Source organism: Frankia sp. AvcI1, assembly GCF_001420875.1.
Taxonomy (GTDB): domain Bacteria; phylum Actinomycetota; class Actinomycetes; order Frankiales; family Frankiaceae; genus Frankia; species Frankia alni.
In genome coordinates this window covers 88,478-103,486 of record NZ_LJFZ01000024.1, presented here as the reverse complement: position 1 = coordinate 103,486, position 15,009 = coordinate 88,478, and the positions used below count along the sequence as shown (strand labels likewise).

At 73.5% G+C, this 15,009-nt stretch carries 7 protein-coding genes, 1 tRNA gene and 22 pseudogenes; 5 read left to right on the top strand and 25 right to left on the bottom strand.

The window, feature by feature from the left end:
• Window positions 1–66: 66 nt before the first annotated feature.
• From ruvB to UK94_RS22325, 20 genes and pseudogenes are all read right to left on the bottom strand, one after another.
• Window positions 67–925, bottom strand: a pseudogene (ruvB, locus tag UK94_RS22370) (Holliday junction branch migration DNA helicase RuvB); the annotation flags it as partial.
• A gap of 1 nt (window position 926) precedes the next feature.
• On the bottom strand, window positions 927–1,221 hold a 295-nt coding region (locus UK94_RS61980; RefSeq protein ID WP_235489216.1), incomplete at its 3' end, for an AAA family ATPase.
• A 67-nt stretch (window positions 1,222–1,288) separates the two neighbouring features.
• A complete protein-coding gene (gene ruvA / locus UK94_RS22365) occupies window positions 1,289–2,047 on the bottom strand; it encodes a Holliday junction branch migration protein RuvA (RefSeq protein WP_011603305.1) in 759 nt (252 codons plus the stop codon).
• Window positions 2,044–2,637 (bottom strand): crossover junction endodeoxyribonuclease RuvC, encoded by a 594-nt coding sequence (ruvC, locus tag UK94_RS22360; protein WP_011603304.1) that lies wholly within the window; start codon window positions 2,635–2,637, stop codon window positions 2,044–2,046. The genes ruvA and ruvC overlap by 4 nt, the downstream gene beginning before the upstream one ends.
• 148 nt (window positions 2,638–2,785) lie before the next feature.
• Window positions 2,786–2,862, bottom strand: a pseudogene (locus tag UK94_RS74690) (hypothetical protein); the annotation flags it as partial.
• 1 nt (window position 2,863) lies between these two features.
• Window positions 2,864–3,168: pseudogene (locus UK94_RS61975) on the bottom strand (YebC/PmpR family DNA-binding transcriptional regulator); the annotation flags it as partial.
• 1 nt (window position 3,169) lies between these two features.
• Window positions 3,170–3,476, bottom strand: a pseudogene (locus UK94_RS61970) (YebC/PmpR family DNA-binding transcriptional regulator); the annotation flags it as partial.
• An 8-nt stretch (window positions 3,477–3,484) separates the two neighbouring features.
• Window positions 3,485–3,541: hypothetical protein (locus tag UK94_RS74685; protein ID WP_268761557.1), on the bottom strand; the 57-nt coding region annotated here is incomplete at its 3' end.
• A gap of 22 nt (window positions 3,542–3,563) precedes the next feature.
• Window positions 3,564–4,100: pseudogene (pdxT, locus tag UK94_RS22350) on the bottom strand (pyridoxal 5'-phosphate synthase glutaminase subunit PdxT); the annotation flags it as partial.
• Between the two features lies 1 nt (window position 4,101).
• A pseudogene (locus UK94_RS61965) lies at window positions 4,102–4,163 on the bottom strand (pyridoxal 5'-phosphate synthase glutaminase subunit PdxT); the annotation flags it as partial.
• Window positions 4,160–4,291, bottom strand: a pseudogene (locus UK94_RS61960) (pyridoxal 5'-phosphate synthase lyase subunit PdxS); the annotation flags it as partial. The pseudogenes UK94_RS61965 and UK94_RS61960, both read right to left, overlap by 4 nt.
• A 1-nt stretch (window position 4,292) precedes the next feature.
• Window positions 4,293–4,574: pseudogene (locus UK94_RS61955) on the bottom strand (pyridoxal 5'-phosphate synthase lyase subunit PdxS); the annotation flags it as partial.
• Between the two features lies 1 nt (window position 4,575).
• Window positions 4,576–4,827: pseudogene (locus tag UK94_RS61950) on the bottom strand (pyridoxal 5'-phosphate synthase lyase subunit PdxS); the annotation flags it as partial.
• 1 nt (window position 4,828) lies between these two features.
• A pseudogene (locus UK94_RS61945) lies at window positions 4,829–5,092 on the bottom strand (pyridoxal 5'-phosphate synthase lyase subunit PdxS); the annotation flags it as partial.
• A 152-nt stretch (window positions 5,093–5,244) separates the two neighbouring features.
• Complete coding sequence (locus tag UK94_RS22340; RefSeq protein WP_050997056.1) at window positions 5,245–5,970, bottom strand: hypothetical protein; 726 nt, start codon at window positions 5,968–5,970, stop codon at window positions 5,245–5,247.
• A gap of 87 nt (window positions 5,971–6,057) precedes the next feature.
• Window positions 6,058–6,435: pseudogene (locus UK94_RS61940) on the bottom strand (glycosyltransferase family 4 protein); the annotation flags it as partial.
• Window position 6,436: 1 nt separating this feature from the next.
• Window positions 6,437–7,185: glycosyltransferase family 4 protein (locus UK94_RS22335; protein ID WP_235489214.1), on the bottom strand; the 749-nt coding region annotated here is incomplete at its 3' end.
• A 43-nt stretch (window positions 7,186–7,228) separates the two neighbouring features.
• A pseudogene (locus UK94_RS61935) lies at window positions 7,229–7,638 on the bottom strand (phosphatidylinositol mannoside acyltransferase); the annotation flags it as partial.
• Between the two features lies 1 nt (window position 7,639).
• Window positions 7,640–8,071, bottom strand: a pseudogene (locus tag UK94_RS61930) (phosphatidylinositol mannoside acyltransferase); the annotation flags it as partial.
• 100 nt (window positions 8,072–8,171) lie between these two features.
• Window positions 8,172–8,821 (bottom strand): annotated as a pseudogene (locus UK94_RS22325) (CDP-alcohol phosphatidyltransferase family protein); the annotation flags it as partial.
• A 207-nt stretch (window positions 8,822–9,028) separates the two neighbouring features.
• Here UK94_RS22325 and UK94_RS61925 point away from each other — a divergent pair.
• The 3 pseudogenes from UK94_RS61925 to UK94_RS61915 all read left to right on the top strand — a co-directional run.
• Window positions 9,029–9,286, top strand: a pseudogene (locus UK94_RS61925) (GTP-binding protein); the annotation flags it as partial.
• A gap of 1 nt (window position 9,287) precedes the next feature.
• Window positions 9,288–10,456, top strand: a pseudogene (locus UK94_RS61920) (GTP-binding protein); the annotation flags it as partial.
• A gap of 1 nt (window position 10,457) precedes the next feature.
• Window positions 10,458–11,296, top strand: a pseudogene (locus UK94_RS61915) (elongation factor G-like protein EF-G2); the annotation flags it as partial.
• A gap of 166 nt (window positions 11,297–11,462) precedes the next feature.
• On the opposite strand, the pseudogene UK94_RS61910 reads toward UK94_RS61915, so the two are convergent.
• The 4 genes and pseudogenes from UK94_RS61910 to UK94_RS22310 all read right to left on the bottom strand — a co-directional run.
• A pseudogene (locus UK94_RS61910) lies at window positions 11,463–11,710 on the bottom strand (HIT domain-containing protein); the annotation flags it as partial.
• Between the two features lies 1 nt (window position 11,711).
• Window positions 11,712–11,782 (bottom strand): annotated as a pseudogene (locus UK94_RS61905) (HIT family hydrolase); the annotation flags it as partial.
• A gap of 1 nt (window position 11,783) precedes the next feature.
• A pseudogene (locus UK94_RS61900) lies at window positions 11,784–11,923 on the bottom strand (HIT family hydrolase); the annotation flags it as partial.
• Window positions 11,924–13,566: 1,643 nt separating this feature from the next.
• Window positions 13,567–13,638 (bottom strand) — tRNA-Val (locus tag UK94_RS22310).
• Between the two features lie 421 nt (window positions 13,639–14,059).
• Here UK94_RS22310 and UK94_RS61895 point away from each other — a divergent pair.
• Both UK94_RS61895 and UK94_RS61890 read left to right on the top strand, forming a co-directional pair.
• A pseudogene (locus UK94_RS61895) lies at window positions 14,060–14,269 on the top strand (SsgA family sporulation/cell division regulator); the annotation flags it as partial.
• 1 nt (window position 14,270) lies between these two features.
• Window positions 14,271–14,506: SsgA family sporulation/cell division regulator (locus tag UK94_RS61890; protein WP_235489212.1), on the top strand; the 236-nt coding region annotated here is incomplete at its 5' end.
• 218 nt (window positions 14,507–14,724) lie between these two features.
• Here the strand turns inward: UK94_RS61890 and UK94_RS61885 are convergent.
• Window positions 14,725–14,974: pseudogene (locus UK94_RS61885) on the bottom strand (chorismate-binding protein); the annotation flags it as partial.
• Window positions 14,975–15,009 lie beyond the last annotated feature (35 nt).

The following is a 15,009-nucleotide window of genomic DNA, read 5'->3' as shown; positions in this document are numbered from 1 at the left end:
TCCGCTTTATACCGGCGCCGTGGCGCCGCGCGGTGGGCGGGGGTGGGCCGCCCGGTGGGCCGCCGCTCAGCCGCCCCCGGGGTGCAGGCCGTCCTCGGAGTGCGGGCCGTCCTCGGGAAGCAGGCCGCCCTCGGAGTGCAGGCCGTCCTCGGGAAGCAGGCCGTCCTCGGCGAGCAGGCCGGTGTTCGAGAAGAGCGGGGCCTGGCTGCGGCCGAGCGGGTCGGCGACCGGTTCGAGCCCGAGGTGCTCGAAGGCGGCGGGGGTGGCGATCCGGCCGCGGGAGGTGCGGATCAGCAGACCGGCCCGCAGCAGGAACGGCTCGGCCACATCTTCGACCGTCTCCGGCTCCTCCCCCACCGAGACGGCCAGCGTGGTGAGCCCGACCGGGCCGCCGCCGAAGCGACCCACGAGCGCCTCCAGCACGGCACGGTCGAGGCGGTCGAGCCCCAGCCCGTCCACGTCGTAGATCCGCAACGCGGCCCGGGCGACGTCGCGGGTGACCACGCCGTCGGCGCGCACCTCCGCGTAGTCGCGTACCCGGCGCAGCAGCCGGTTGGCGATGCGCGGGGTGCCCCGGGAGCGCCCGGCGACCTCGGCGGCGCCGTCCTCGGTGAGGCTGACGCCGAGCAGGCCCGCCGACCGGGTCAGCACCCGGGCGAGCTCGTCGGGGGCGTAGAAGTCCAGGTGGGCGGTGAACCCGAAGCGGTCGCGCAGCGGCCCCGTGAGCAGCCCCGACCGGGTAGTGGCGCCCACCAGGGTGAACGGGGCGACGTCGAGGGGGATGGCGGTCGCGCCGGGCCCCTTGCCGAGGATCACGTCGACCCGGAAGTCCTCCATCGCGGCATAGAGCAGCTCCTCGGCGGGACGCGCGATCCGGTGGATCTCGTCGAGGAACAGCACCTCCCCGGGGGACAGCGCGGTGAGGNTCGCGACGAGGTCGCCGGCCCGTTCGATCGCCGGCCCGCTGGTCATCCGCAGCGGCACCGCCAGCTCCTCGGCGATGATCATCGCGAGGCTGGTCTTGCCCAGACCCGGCGGGCCGGACAGCAGGACGTGGTCCGGCGGGCGCCCTCGGGCCTGCGCCCCCTCCAGCATGATCGAGAGCTGCTCCCGGACCTTGCGCTGACCGACGAACTCGGTGAGCGTGCGGGGGCGCAGCCCGGCCTCGAACGCCTGCTCCTCGGCACTGGCGGCGGCCGAGACGAGCCCGTCGGCGCTCACGCGCCACCCCCGGGCGCCCGGCCCGCGGCCGGCGCGGCCTGCTCCGGCGCGGCCTGCTCCGGCGCGGTCATCGGCGCAGCACTGCCAGGCTCGCCCGCAGCAGCGTCGCCGCGTCGGCCGCGCCCTCGATCGGCGCTGCACCCGCGGACGGGGCCGCCGCAGACGGCGCCACCGCGGACGGGGCAACGGCTGACGCGTTCCCGCCTGGCCGGTCCGGACCGCCGGGGTCGCCCGAAGGCGCGGCCAGCACGGCCAGCGCGCGGGACACCGCGTCGTCGGCCTCCCGCGCCGAGTAGCCCAGGCCGATCAGCGCCTCACGCACCGTGTCCGCGACCGCGCCGGCCTCGCCGGGACCGGCCGCCCCGACCCCGCCGGCGCCGAGATCGGCGCCGCCCGACCTGGGCCCGGGCACGGCGGCGCCGCGCGGCGGGCCGAGCCGGTCGCGCAGGTCGAGGACGATCCGCTGGGCGCCCTTGCGCCCGATCCCGGGCACCTTGGTGAGCGCGGCGAGATCCTCCTCCGCGACCGCCCGGCGGACCGCGTCCGGCTCGTGCACGCCGAGGACGGCCTGGGCGAGCTTGGGCCCCACCCCGGCGGCGGACTGCAGGATCTCGAAGACGTCGCGGGCGTCGGCGTCGGGGAATCCGTAGAGGGTCAGCTCCGTCTCGCGCACGACGAGGGTGGTGGCGAGGCTGGCCGGCTCACCGATGCGCAGCCGGGCCAGCGTCGCCGGGGTGCACTGGACGAGCAGGCCGACGCCACCCACCTCGACGACGGCGGACAGCGGCCCGAGCGCCCGGACGGTGCCGGCCAGCGAGGCGATCATGACGCCCCCGCCGGGCGGCGGGCAGGCGCGGCGGGCCGCGGCGAGCGGCGAGCGGGCGTTGCGGGAGCCGGGCGGCTGACAGGCGCTGCGGGAGCCGCCGCGCGCAGCCGGGCCAACGCCGGGCCCCGCCAGAGGTGACACAACGCCAGCGCCAACGCGTCGGCGGCGTCGGCCGGCCGCGGCACCTCGGCCAGCCCCAGCAACCGGGTGACCATGAACCCGACCTGGGCCTTGTCGGCCCGGCCACTGCCGGTGACCGCGGCCTTGACCTCGCTGGGCGTGTAGAGGCCCACCGGCAGGTCGCGCCGGGCGGCGAGCATGATCGCCACCGCGCCGGCCTGGGCCGTGCCCATCACCGTGCGCACGTTGGCCTGGCTGAAGACCTTCTCGACCGCGACCGCGTCCGGGCGGGTGCGGTCCAGCCAGGCGTCGATGCCGTCGGCGACGGCCCGCAGCCGGTCGGCCACCTCGGCGCCGGCCGGCGTGCGCACCACTCCCGCCTCGACCAGTCGGGCGCGGGAACCCAGGGCGCCGTCGACGACCCCCAGGCCGCACCGCGTCAGCCCCGGATCGACGCCCAGCACCCGCATCCACCCTCCCGACCACGCGCCCGCAGGCCCGCTCGCTCACGGGCCCGCTCGCCCGCAAGAACACTCGTTCGATGGTAGATCGGTCGGCGCAACCGGACATCCACGACACGCCCAACAGATCGTCCCGGACGCGGTGGCGTGCGGCCCGTCAGCTGCTGACGAGCTCCATGACGTCGTCGGAGATGTCGCCGTTGAACCACACGTTCTGGACGTCGTCGAGGTCCTNGACCGCCTCGACGAGCTTGAGCACCTTGGCCGCGGGCTCGGCGTCCAGCGGCACGCTCACGCTCGGCAGCCAGGAGATGTCCGCCGAGGTGATCTCCAGGTCGGCGTCACCGGCCGCCACCCGCACCGCATGCAGGTCGGTGGCCTCGGAGATGACCTCGAAGACGTCGCCGAGGTCGTTGACCTCCTCGGCGCCCGCGTCGAGCACGGCGAGCAGCACGTCGTCCTCGGTGAGCCCGGCGGCCTTCGTGAGCAGCACGACGCCCTTGCGGTTGAACAGGTACGACACCGAGCCGGGATCGGCCANCGTGCCGCCGTTGCGGGTGATCGCCACCCGGACGTCGGAGGCGGCCCGGTTGCGGTTGTCGGTCAGGCACTCGACGAGGATCGCGACGCCGTTCGGCCCGTACGCCTCGTAGGTGATGTTCTCGTAGTTCACCCCGCCGGCGAGCTCACCGGACCCGCGCTTGACCGCCCGCTCGATGTTGTCGTTCGGCACGGACTGCGACTTGGCCTTCGCGATGGCGTCGGCCAGCGTGGGGTTGCCCGCCGGGTCGCCGCCGCCCGTCTTGGCGGCGACCTCCACCGTCTTGATCAGCTTGGCGAACAGCTTGNCCCGTCNGGCGTCGATGACCGCCTTCTTGTGCTTCGTGGTCGCCCACTTGGAGTGACCGCTCATGTCCTGCCCCTCTTACTCGCGATCACCGACCGGATCCGGAAGATCGCACAATGTCGACGAATAGCCGGTGCATCCTGGAGTCTCCGGTCAGCTCCGGATGGAACGCGGTGGCCAGCAGCGAGCCCTGACGGACCGCCACCGGCGCCTCGGCGACACGAGCCAGGACCTCGACCGCATCGCCCGCCTTTTCTACCCATGGTGCTCGGATGAAGACCGCGTGCACAGGCGGTCCCTCCACCCCGTCGACGTCGAGGTCGACCTCGAACGAGTCGACCTGCCGGCCGAAGGCGTTGCGCCGGACGACCATGTCCAACCCACCGATCAGTGGCTGGTCCGGCCGACCGTCCACGACGTCCCGCGCAAGCAGGATCATGCCAGCACACGAGCCGAACACGGGCAGCCCCGCCACGACCGCGGCCCGCAGCGGCTCCAGCAGCTCGAACACCTGCAGCAACCGGCCGATCGTCGTGGACTCGCCGCCGGGCAGGACCAGACCGTCCACCTCGGCGAGCTGCGCCGCGCGGCGAACCTCCACCGGCTGCGCGCCGACGTCCGTCAGNCCCCGGGCGTGTTCCCGCACGTCCCCCTGCAGCGCGAGGATGCCGATCCGCGGGCCGCTCACCAGCCGCGGTCGGCGTAGCGGGCCGCCGACGGGAGCTCGGCGACGTTGATGCCGACCATCGCCTCGCCCAGGCCCCGCGACACCTTCACCAGCACGTCGGGGTCGTTGAACATCGTGGTCGCCTCGACNATCGCGCGGGCACGCCGCGCCGGATCCCCGGACTTGAAGATCCCCGAGCCGACGAACACCCCGTCCGCGCCGAGCTGCATCATCAGCGCCGCGTCCGCCGGGGTGGCGATGCCGCCGGCGGTGAACAGCACGACCGGCAGCCGGCCGAGCCGGGCCACCTCGGCGACCAGGTCGACGGGGGCGCGCAGCTCCTTGGCCGCGGCGTAGAGCTCCTCCGCGGGCAGCGCGGCGAGCCGGCCGATCTCGGCGCGGATGGTGCGCATGTGCACCACCGCGTTGGACNCCTCGCCGGTACCCGCCTCCCCCTTGGAGCGGATCATCGCCGCGCCTTCGGCGATGCGGCGCAGCGCCTCGCCGAGGTTGGTCGCCCCGCAGACGAACGGGACCGTGAACGACCCCTTGTCGATGTGGTGGTGCGGGTCGGCCGGGGTGAGCACCTCGGACTCGTCGACGTAGTCCACCCCGAGGGCCTGCAGCACCTGGGCCTCGACGAAGTGCCCGATCCGCGCCTTGGCCATGACCGGGATGGAGACCGNCTCGATGATCTCCGAGATCATGTCCGGATCGCTCATCCGGGCGACGCCACCCTGGGCGCGGATGTCGGCGGGCACCCGCTCCAGGGCCATCACCGCCACGGCGCCGGCGTCCTCGGCGATGCGCGCCTGCTCGGCCGTGACCACATCCATGATCACACCGCCCTTGAGCATCTCCGCCATGCCGCGCTTGACGCGGGCGGTGCCGGCGTGCCGGGCGGAGTCGGTCGCCGGGCCGGTGGCGGCGGCAGTCTGGCCCTGGGACATGATGTGCCGTCTCTTTTCGCTCCAGTCGGGCGCCACGGCCGGCCGGCTCCGCCATGTCAGGGACACCTGCATGTCGGATACCCAGCCAGGTGAATCCCGTGCGGGTGGGTCGGTTCCCCATCGTACGGCGCAGCTCGCGCCGACCGGGCGGCTCAGGAGGCCAGGCCCGGCCGGTCGCCGTGCCCGAGCGGCCCGTCGCGCCCCGACCGGTCCTCCCGGCCGGGGATGTCGCGACCGGGCAGGTCGCGAACGGAGGCGTCGCGGCCAGGAACATCGCGGCCAGGGGCGTCGCCGACGGGGGCGTCGCGGACGGAGGGGTCGGCGTCATCCGCCGAGCCGCCCTCGACGAGGCGCGGCCAGGGTTCCTCGCGAGCCGGCAGGGCGTCGTCGATCTCGAAGTAGCCGGGCGGCGGGCGGCGGCCGGACAGGTGGAGCACCCGGACCACCCGGCGGCCCGCGAGCGCCCGCTGGTCCCGGACCGCGTCGTTGTGGAACTGGCGGGCCAGCGCCACCCGGGCCGCCCCGGAGTCGACCGCGTGCAGCTCGACGGGAAAGCGCTGCCCGGCCGCCGCGACCTCCGCGGAGCGCAGCGCCCGGCTCAGCGCGTTCTCGGTCAGCTCGACCGCGGCGTCCAGGGGGGCGCCGGCGAGCAGGGCCGGGTAGGTGGCGCGCGCGCGGGCGGCGCTGGCCGCCAGCTCGTCGAGACCGCAGCGCTCGGCGAGCCGCGCCGCGGCGTCGGCGCGAGCGACGAGCTGGGTGACCAGACCGCCGCCGGCGTCCGACACCCGGGCGGCGAGCCGATCGAGCCGGCGGGCCAGCCAGGTCAGATAGGTCGCAGTCGCCACCACCAGGGCAACCACCACCACGAGGACGGTCATCTCGCGCAGCGTAGTCAACGGGCGGATGTGACCTGGCGCCGGTACCGGCCACCGGGCTCGGCACCGGACTCGTCGCCGCCCACCCGGCTAGGCCGGCGCGAGCGACACCCGCCGGTCCCCGGAGACCATCTCGTAGACGCCGACGATGCGCTCGGCGATGGTCCGCCAGTCGTACGTCTCGACGACCTTCCGGCCCCGCCGGATGAGCCCCGCGGCCCCGACGGGATCGGTCAGCACGTCGGCGAGGGTGGCGGCGAGCTGCGCGGGATCGCCGACGTCGAACAGCCGCCCGGCGCGGCCGTCGTCGAGCACCCGGCGGAACGCGTCGATGTCGCTGGCCACCACGGCGGTCCCGGCCGCCATCGCCTCCAGCAGGACGATTCCAAAGCTCTCCTGGCCGGTGTTCGGGGCGCAGTACACCTGGCCGGAGGCGAACACCCGCGGCTTGTCCGCATCGGAGACGAGNCCGAGCAGCTCGACCCGGGACCGCAGCTGCGGATCCAGCCGGGCGCGCACCGCCGCGGCGTCCCCGGGCCCGGCGACGAGCAGGCGCACGTCGTCGATCCGGGCGGCGAGCGCCGGCATCGCGGCCAGCAGCACGTCGAGGCCCTTGCGCGGCTCGTCGATGCGGCCGAGGAAGGCGACGGTGGGCCGCCCGTCGTCGTAGCCGGGCAGCGGCCGGGCGTCGGCGAAGTGCTGCACCGCGACCCCGTTCGGGATCAGGATGGCGTCGGCGCCGAGATGCTCCACCAGCGTGCGCCGCGCCGCCTCGGACACGGCGATGCGGGCACGCAGCTTCTCGAAGGACGGCTGCAGCGCGCCCTGCGCGGCGGTCAGGAACCGGGAGCGGGGGTTGGCGGTGTGGAAGGTCGCCACGATCGGCCCGTCGGCGAGCATGCAGGCCAGCAGGCTGACGCTCGGCGCGCTGGGCTCGTGCACGTGCAGGACGTCGAAGTCGTGCTCGCGCAGCCAGCGGCGGACCCGGGCGGCGGAGACCGGGCCCATCAGCAGCCGGGCGACCGAGCCGTTGTACGGCACGGGCAGTGCCCGACCGGCGTCGACGGCGTGCGACGGCAGGGTCTGCTCGTCGTCGACGGGGGTGATGACGGAGACCTCGTGCCCCGCCGCGAGCAGGGTCTCGGCGAGGTCCCGCACGTGGACCTGGACCCCGCCGGGGACGTCCCAGGTGTAGGGGCAGGCCAGGCCGATCTTCACGGCGCCGCCGTGGCGCGACCGGGCGGGCTCACGCCTCGTCGCNCCAGACGCGCTGGAGCATGTGCCAGTCGGCGGGGTGGGCGGCGATGCCGGCGGCGAAGGCGTCGGCGAGGTCCTGGGTCATCGTCGCGACGTCGCTCGGCCGCACCGGGGGGTGGATCCGCGCGCTCCAGCCGTCCGAGTCGAACCAGAGCGTGACCGGCAGCAGCGTCGCCCCGGTGGCCAGCGTGAGCGCGGCGGGTCCGCCGGGCATCGTCGCCGGGGCGCCGAAGAACCGCACGCCGATGCCCGCGCGGGACAGGTCGCGGTCGGCGAGCAGGCACAGCATTCCGCCGGCCCGCAGCCGGTCGGCCAGCAGGCCGAACGGCGGGCTCTCACCGCCGGTCAGCGGGATGACCTCCATCCCGAGCTCGGAGCGGAACGCGACGAAGCGCTCGAACAGCGACTCGGGCCNCAGCCGCTCGGCGACCGTGGTGAACGGGACGCCCGTCGCCGCGAGCCAGGCGCCGGCCTGCTCCCAGTTGCCCATGTGTGGCAGCGCCAGGATCGTGCCGGTGCCGCGGGCGTGCGCGTCACGCAGCAGGTGCTCGTCGAGGACCCGCATCCGGCCGACGATCCGCTCGGTACCGAGCTCGCGCAGGCGGAAGACCTCGAGCCAGTAGCGCGCGTAGGAGCGCATCGCCGCCCGGGTGAGCCGATCCAGGTCGGTGCCGGGCGGTGCCACCCGGCTCAGGTTTGCCCGCAGCCGGCGCACCCCCCGCCCGCCGCGCCGGTAGGCCGCGTCGGCGCCCAGCCGGAACGCCGCGGCGGCGACCGGTTCCGGCAGCAGCCGCACGCCGCGCCAGCCCAGCGCGTAGCCGAGATCCGTGAGCCGCCCCTCGCTCACGGCCGAGCCCCGGTCACGACCGAAGTCCGGTCACCGTCGAAGTCCGGTCACGGTGCGCAGCCCGAGGACGGTGCGCAGCCCGATGACGGTTGGACCACGGTCACGGCCGCCGCGCGGGCCCGGCCGGCGCGGCCCCGGAGGGGACGGTGGGGGCCGCGGTCGACGCGGACGGCGACGGCGGGTCACCTGCGCGGTACCACTGCCGGTACACGTGCACCACGCGCTGCACGACGGTGAGCGAGGTCGCGCCGACGAGGAACCACAGGGCGGCGGGCAGCAGGTAGGGCACGCCGAGGCCGTACAGCCCGGCGGCGACCAGCAGGACCAGCAGCCGCTCGCCGCGCTCGGCGAAGCCGACGTCGCAGGTGAAGCCGAGCCCCTCCGCACGTGCCTTGACGTAGGAGGTGATCGAGCCCGCCACCAGGCAGATCAACGCGGCCACGACGAGCGGCAGCGAGTCGCCGTCACCGGCGTACCAGACGATCAGGGAACCGAAGATCGCGCTGTCGCCGACGCGGTCGGAGGTCGAGTCGAGGAAGGCCCCCCACTTGGAGGAGATGCCGCGGGCTCGGGCGATCACCCCGTCGATCAGGTCCGAGAAGACGAAGAGGGTGATCACGATCGTGCCGAGGAAGAACACCCCGCGGGTGAAGAACCCCAGCGCGGCGCCGGCCACCCCGACGGTACCGATGATCGTCACGACGTCGGGCGACACCGACGACCGGGCGGCCCACTGGCTCACCGGGTCGANCACCTTCTGGATCTGCGGTCGTGCCTTGCTAGCGAGCATGTCCGTCCCGTCGTCCCGCGTGTACCCGGCTTCGGGCGGTCTTCACAGTACCGCCGCCACGATCCGTGCATTCCCGACCACGACCCCCCTCGGGCTTGTGCCCCACGTCACCTGGGAGGACTCTGCCGTTACGGACAGGATCCCACCTGCCGATCAAGGAGGCGAGGATGTCGACAGCCTCGTGCGATGTACGCAACGTCGTTCTGGTGGGGCACACCGGCGCGGGCAAGACGGCCCTGGTGGACCGACTGCTCGCCACCGCCGGGCCGCCCGAGCGTCAGAACGGCGACCATCAGCTCGCCCACACCAGCTACGTCGGGCACGCCGACCCCGATCACCGACCGTCCCGGTCGGTCAGTCTCTCCCTGTGCTCGGTCAGCCACCGCGGGCTCACCGTCAATCTGCTCGACACTCCGGGGTACCCCNACTTCGTCGGCGAGCTGCGCGCGGGTCTGCGCGCCGCCGACGCCGCCCTGTTCGTCGTCAGCGCCGTCGACGGGGTGGACGGCGCGACCGGTCTGCTGTGGAGCGAGTGTGCCGAGGTCGGCATGCCGCGCGCCATCGCGATCACCCACCTGGACCAGGCCCGGGCCGACTTCACCGCGGCGGTCGAGGAGTGCCAGCGCGCCTTCGGCACCGGGGTGCTGCCAGCCTGGCTGCCCAGCCGCGCGGCGGGCGGCGGGGTGCGCATGACGGGACTGCTCAGCGGCCGGATCGTCGAGTACGGCCCCGGCGGGCGGCGCGAGTCGGCGGCGGAGTCGGATCGCTCCGACGTGCGCCACGCCGCCGCCCGGGCGGCCCTCGTCGAGGGAATCATCGCCGAGAGCGAGGACGAGACCCTGCTCGACCGCTACCTGGCCGGCGCCGACCCCGATCCGGACCTGCTGCTGGCCGACCTCGAGAAGGCGGTCGCCCACGGCACGTTCTTCCCGGTGCTGCCGATCGGCCTGCTCACCGAACGGCGCGCGGACCACGACCGGGGCGAACGGGACGGCAACCAGCGGGACGGCAACCAGCGAGACAGGAACGGACGGGACAGGAACGGACGGGACAGGAACGAACGGGTCGCGGAGGACCGAGGCCCGGCGCTGGCCGGCGGGTTCGGCTCGACGGAGCTGCTCGACCTGTTCGTCCAGGGCTTCCCCGCGCCGGCGGAGCATCCCCTCCCGGTGCTGACCCGGCCCGACGGCACGGCCTGCGACCCGGCCACCGGCGATCCCGCCGGGCCGCTGGTCGCCGAGGTCGTCAAGACGACCACCGACCCGTACGTGGGCCGGATGTCCGTCGTGCGGGTGTTCAGCGGGACGCTGCACCCGGACGATCACGTCCACGTCAGCGGGCACGGCCGGGCGGCGGCCGGCCACGCCGACCACGACGACGACGAGAGGGTCGGCGCGCTGTCCCGGCCGTACGGCTCGGTGCTGCACAGCGTGCCGGACTGCCCGGCGGGCGGCATCTGCGTGGTGACGAAGCTCGCGACCGCCGAGACCGGCGACACCCTGTCGAACCTCGATGATCCGCGCCACCTGCCCGCCTGGACGATGCCCGAGCCGCTGCTGCCGATCGCGATCAGGGCCCGCGGCCGGGCCGACGAGNACCGGCTGGCCACGGCGCTGTCCCGGCTGGCGGTCGAGGATCCGACCCTGCGGGTGGTTCAGGACCCGGAGACCGCCCAGCTCGTCCTGTGGAGCATGGGCGAGGCCCACGCGGAGTCCGTGCTGGAGCGCCTCGCCCAGCGCTATGGCGCCACCGTCGACCGGGTGCCGACCGTCATCCCGCTGCGGGAGACGCTGCGGGCCCCGGCGCGGGGGCTGGGTCGTCAGGTCAAGCAGTCCGGTGGGCACGGCCAGTACGCCGTCTGCCAGATCGAGGTCGAGCCGCTCCCGCCGGGCAGCGGCTTCGAGTTCGTCGACGAGGTCGTCGGCGGCGCCATCCCCCGCTCGTTCATCCCCTCGGTCGAGAAGGGGGTCCGGGCGCAGATGGCCCAGGGAGTGCGCGCCGGCCACCCGCTGACCGACCTGCGGGTGCGCCTGGTCGACGGCAAGTCGCACAGCGTCGACTCCTCGGACATGGCCTTCCAGATCGCCGGCGGGCTGGCGCTGCGCGACGCCGTCCGCAGCGGCGGCGTCGTCGTGCTCGAGCCGGTGCTCGCGGTCGACGTGTCGGTGCCCGACGAGTTCGTCGGGACGGTGGTCAGCGACCTGTCGACCCGGCGTGGACGGGTCGTCGGCATGGATCCGGTGCCGCCGCCGCCGGGCAGCGCGAGCTCGTTCGCGGCGACGCGCACCGTCGTGCACGCCGAGGTGCCCGAGAGCGAGATGTCCCGGTACGCCATCGAGCTGCGCTCTCTGAGTCACGGAACGGGCAGCTTCCACCGCCAGCCGCACGGCTACGAGCCGATGCCGCCGCAGCTCGCCGACTCGCTGCTCGGCTGAGCCGCCTGCGGCGGCCTCCTCGGCGTCGACCTACTCGGCCTCGGCCTCGGCCGTGGACGTGGACGTGGCCGCGGCGGCCGCCCAGGCGTCGGCGAGCATCTCCCGCGTCTGCCCGAGCAGGGCGGGCAGGACCCGGGTGGCCCCCACCACCGGCATGAAGTTCGTNTCGCCGCCCCACCGGGGCACCACGTGCTGGTGCACATGGGAGGCGATCCCAGCCCCGGCGACGTGGCCGAGGTTCATGCCCGTGTTGAAACCGTGGGCTCCGCTGGCGGTGCGCAGCGCGCGCAGGGCCCGCTGCACGAAAAAGGCCATCTCCACGATTTCTTCGGATTCCATGTCGGCATAGTCGGCCACATGCCGGTAAGGCACGACGAGCAGATGCCCGGCATTGTAGGGATAGAGATTGAGGACNGCGTAGACGGTTTTCCCGCGGGCGACGACGAGCCCGTCCTCATCGGACATGTCGACGATGGAGCAGAAGGGNCATTCGTCGTCGCGCCCGCGCCCCTCGCCTTTGATGTAGGCCATCCGGTGCGGGGTGTAAAGCCGCTGGAAGGCATCCGGGCCGCCGACCCCGGCCTGCTCCTCCAGCGGAACCCCGCCAGGCGAGACCTCGGCGCTCACCGGGTGGTCACAGTGAGCTCGCCGTCCCGGCCTGGCCGGGGGAGCCCGCAGGTGGGAGCGACTGGACGGGACATGGCCGACCGGGCCTGCCCACCGGGGACAACCCTGCCACCTGCATCGGACGATCCCCCTCGAAGGGTGGCCATCATCCCGCCAATTTATCAGGACGTGGACCGATGAGGGGCTCCCGCGAGGGCGATGACGCCCACGCGCAGGTGCGTACCCGCAGATGAAGAGGGAGACTGACGGCGTGGGGGGGTCGCCGCCAGTCTCCCTCGAGTGGCGTATTCGGTTTCGAACCACGGCGTCCCGGCCGNCGCGGCGGCACGCCCGAAGGAAACGTACGAAACGGGAGAGATCTCCCGACGCATCCTGCGCGGCGCCGCACCGACAAAAGGGACCCGCTACGCCCTACCGGATCAGCTTAGCGGGTGTTCAGCCGATCTGTACAGGGCCGGTCTCATGNCGACCGGAACTATCCCGACGAACATCGCCGGCGCCGGACCTGAACCCGTGGGCACACCAACGATCTCACCGAAGGGGCGGGACGCACAACGATGGCGATCCACGATGGGCCAACGGCGACGTCATCGGCCACCGCGGTCGGCCCACCCCGCCCCGTCACCTTCGACTCCGGCCGACGGCGATCCTCGCGCGCCGCTGCCGGGCGACCGACGAGGCGCACCGTCCACCCCGGACCACCCGGGGTAGCCCACCCAGGTGAATTCGATCGTCCGAACCCGGACGGTCTTTCGCGGTCTGGGCCACTCATCTCGACCGGCGGAACCAGAAAAGCGATCGCCCTTCGGCTGGCCAGATCGGCGGACCACACCGGCCCACCCTCGGCGATGCTCACTCTCCGTCACCGTCCGCCGGAAGGCGCCCGGCGCGGTGCGGGCGCCCCGTCCGCGGGCCCGACGTCGAGGACCCCCACCGGCATGGCACCAAAGTGGGGTCGCGAGGAGATTGTTCCGGTCCGACCGACGCCCGAAGCGGGCNGGCGTATCGCGAAGAAAGCGGCATTTGTGCTGGCAGGAAGCGCGCCAACGCCGGACAGGACGATCTCCATCCGATGGCCCGCCGCCGGTCCGCCCCCAGCGAACTCACCGACGCGGCGGTGCCTGGCAGCCCCGGGAACCGACACCAAAGGGGAAACCGCAGCGGATCACCGACGACCGGAACTCAAAGGCGCGAGCATGAGCACGACCCACCCGCACCGGACGCTTCCCGCGCCACCCGCCNGTCTCCACCGAGCCGCCCCGGGACCAACCCCCCGACCAACGACCCGAACACCACCGTCCGAGCCCCTGGTCAGACGTGCCTCCAGGCCCATCGCGAGCGCACCTGGGGCCATCCCCCGGGCACCAGCGCTCACCAGGCCAAGCCCCCGCCCAGCGCGAAGATTCGACATGGCGGCAAGATCGACACCAGCCCGAGCCGCCCCACCGACAACCAGCGCCAAGGCCCACCCACCAAGGGATCCCATGCGCTCAGAGCCAGACTCCCACCCACACCCGCCCATCCACCCCAACCCACCACCACACCCATCGCGGGGGGTCCGGGGGGTCGCCCCCCGGGCAGACATCACGCGGGACCGCGGCAAGCCCCTCGGAAGGGGGCGCAGCATGACAAGCCAGATCGCGTGGGCGTACGTGGTTTCGAACCACGGACCTCTGCCGTGTGAAGGCAGCGCTCTACCACTGAGCTATACGCCCTTGCGGGTGGTGGGACCACCTTACACGGCACCGATCCGGGTCGATGCAGGGGGGTCCCGGNGGACGGATACACCGATGTCCGCCGTCCCGTCCGGTGGGTGGACTGGGTCAGGTTCGCCGCGACTGGCCAAGGTTGAGAACCACCCGGACGGGGAAGGCTCAAAGTGGAACGGCCTTGGCAGGTTGGCCTGACGCTCGGGGGACGTTCGGACGCTACGGATGGTAACCATCCGCCCGCCTGCGGTGGGGGTACATCTCGCGGCCGTCCGATCTACGATCTACCCGGGAAAGGGTCACCCTTCCGGGCCGGTCAACTCGCCCGAACTGCCGTAACGGATGTTGTCTTGGCATAATCTTGTTTCCAACGGGACTCGGAGAGGGAACTATCCCGTTACANGGGTGCTCGCCCGCACCACGCACCATGAGAGGCCGCCCGATGACTATTCGTCACGATTCGATCACCGCCGAACTCGCCCTTCGTCTCGTCGTGCCCGGCGGCGCTCCTGTGCCGGTTGCCGCGACGGTCCGGTACGAGCCGGCCGACCCCTACGCGATCAGCATCGGCTTCCGGACGGGAGCGGACGAGGTCGTGGAGTGGACCTTCGCACGCCAGCTCCTGAGCGACGGCGTGNGTCGTCCCGCCGGGGACGGCGATGTGCAGGTGTGGCCGGCCGCCCAGTCCGGTGGGCGGATCGTCTGCCTGTCCCTGTCCAGTCCGTCGGGGCACGCGCTGTTCGAGATGCCGCGCTCCGAGGTGCTGGCCTTCCTACGGCGGACGTACTCCGCCGTGCCCCTCGGTGGCGAGAGCGACATCATCGATCTCGATGCGGAGCTCGCGTTGCTGATCTGGGGCGGTCCCGAGCGGTGATCTGACCGGGGTCGGGATCGCTGCCCGACCCCGGTCAGCCGGTGCGGGCACTGTTCGACAGGGGGAGCTCCTCCCCCATCGCCTCCTGCATCCGAGGCAGTTCCCATCCATCGCATGCCGAGCATCCACCTGCCTGACGAGCACCCACCCGCCTGGTCGGAGACCCTCCGGCCAGGCGGGTCGTCGTTGGTGCGCCGGCGCGGGCCGGCCGCTCGACCTCAGCCGCTCGCCAGGCCCACCAGCCGGTGGGCCTTGAGCTCGGTCTCGTGCCACTCCCCCAGCGGGTCGCTGCCCCAGGTCACGGCGGCGCCGGTGCCGAACCACAGCCGGTCCGCGCCGAACCAGAAGGTACGGATGCCGACCGAGAGCCATCCCCGGCCGCTGTCGGCGTCCACCCAGCCGATGCCGCCGCAGTAGGGACCGCGCGGCCCCGGCTCCAGCTCACCGATGATCCGCAGCGCGCTCGACNTGGGCGCGCCGGACACGGAGCCGGGCGGGCAGGC

Coding starts and splice junctions, on each gene's coding strand:
- ruvA (WP_011603305.1), bottom strand. CDS start 2,047: ATGATCGCCTCGCTGGCCGGCACCGTCCGGGCGCTCGGGCCGCTGTCC.
- ruvC (WP_011603304.1), bottom strand. CDS start 2,637: ATGCGGGTGCTGGGCGTCGATCCGGGGCTGACGCGGTGCGGCCTGGGG.
- UK94_RS22340 (WP_050997056.1), bottom strand. CDS start 5,970: ATGACCGTCCTCGTGGTGGTGGTTGCCCTGGTGGTGGCGACTGCGACC.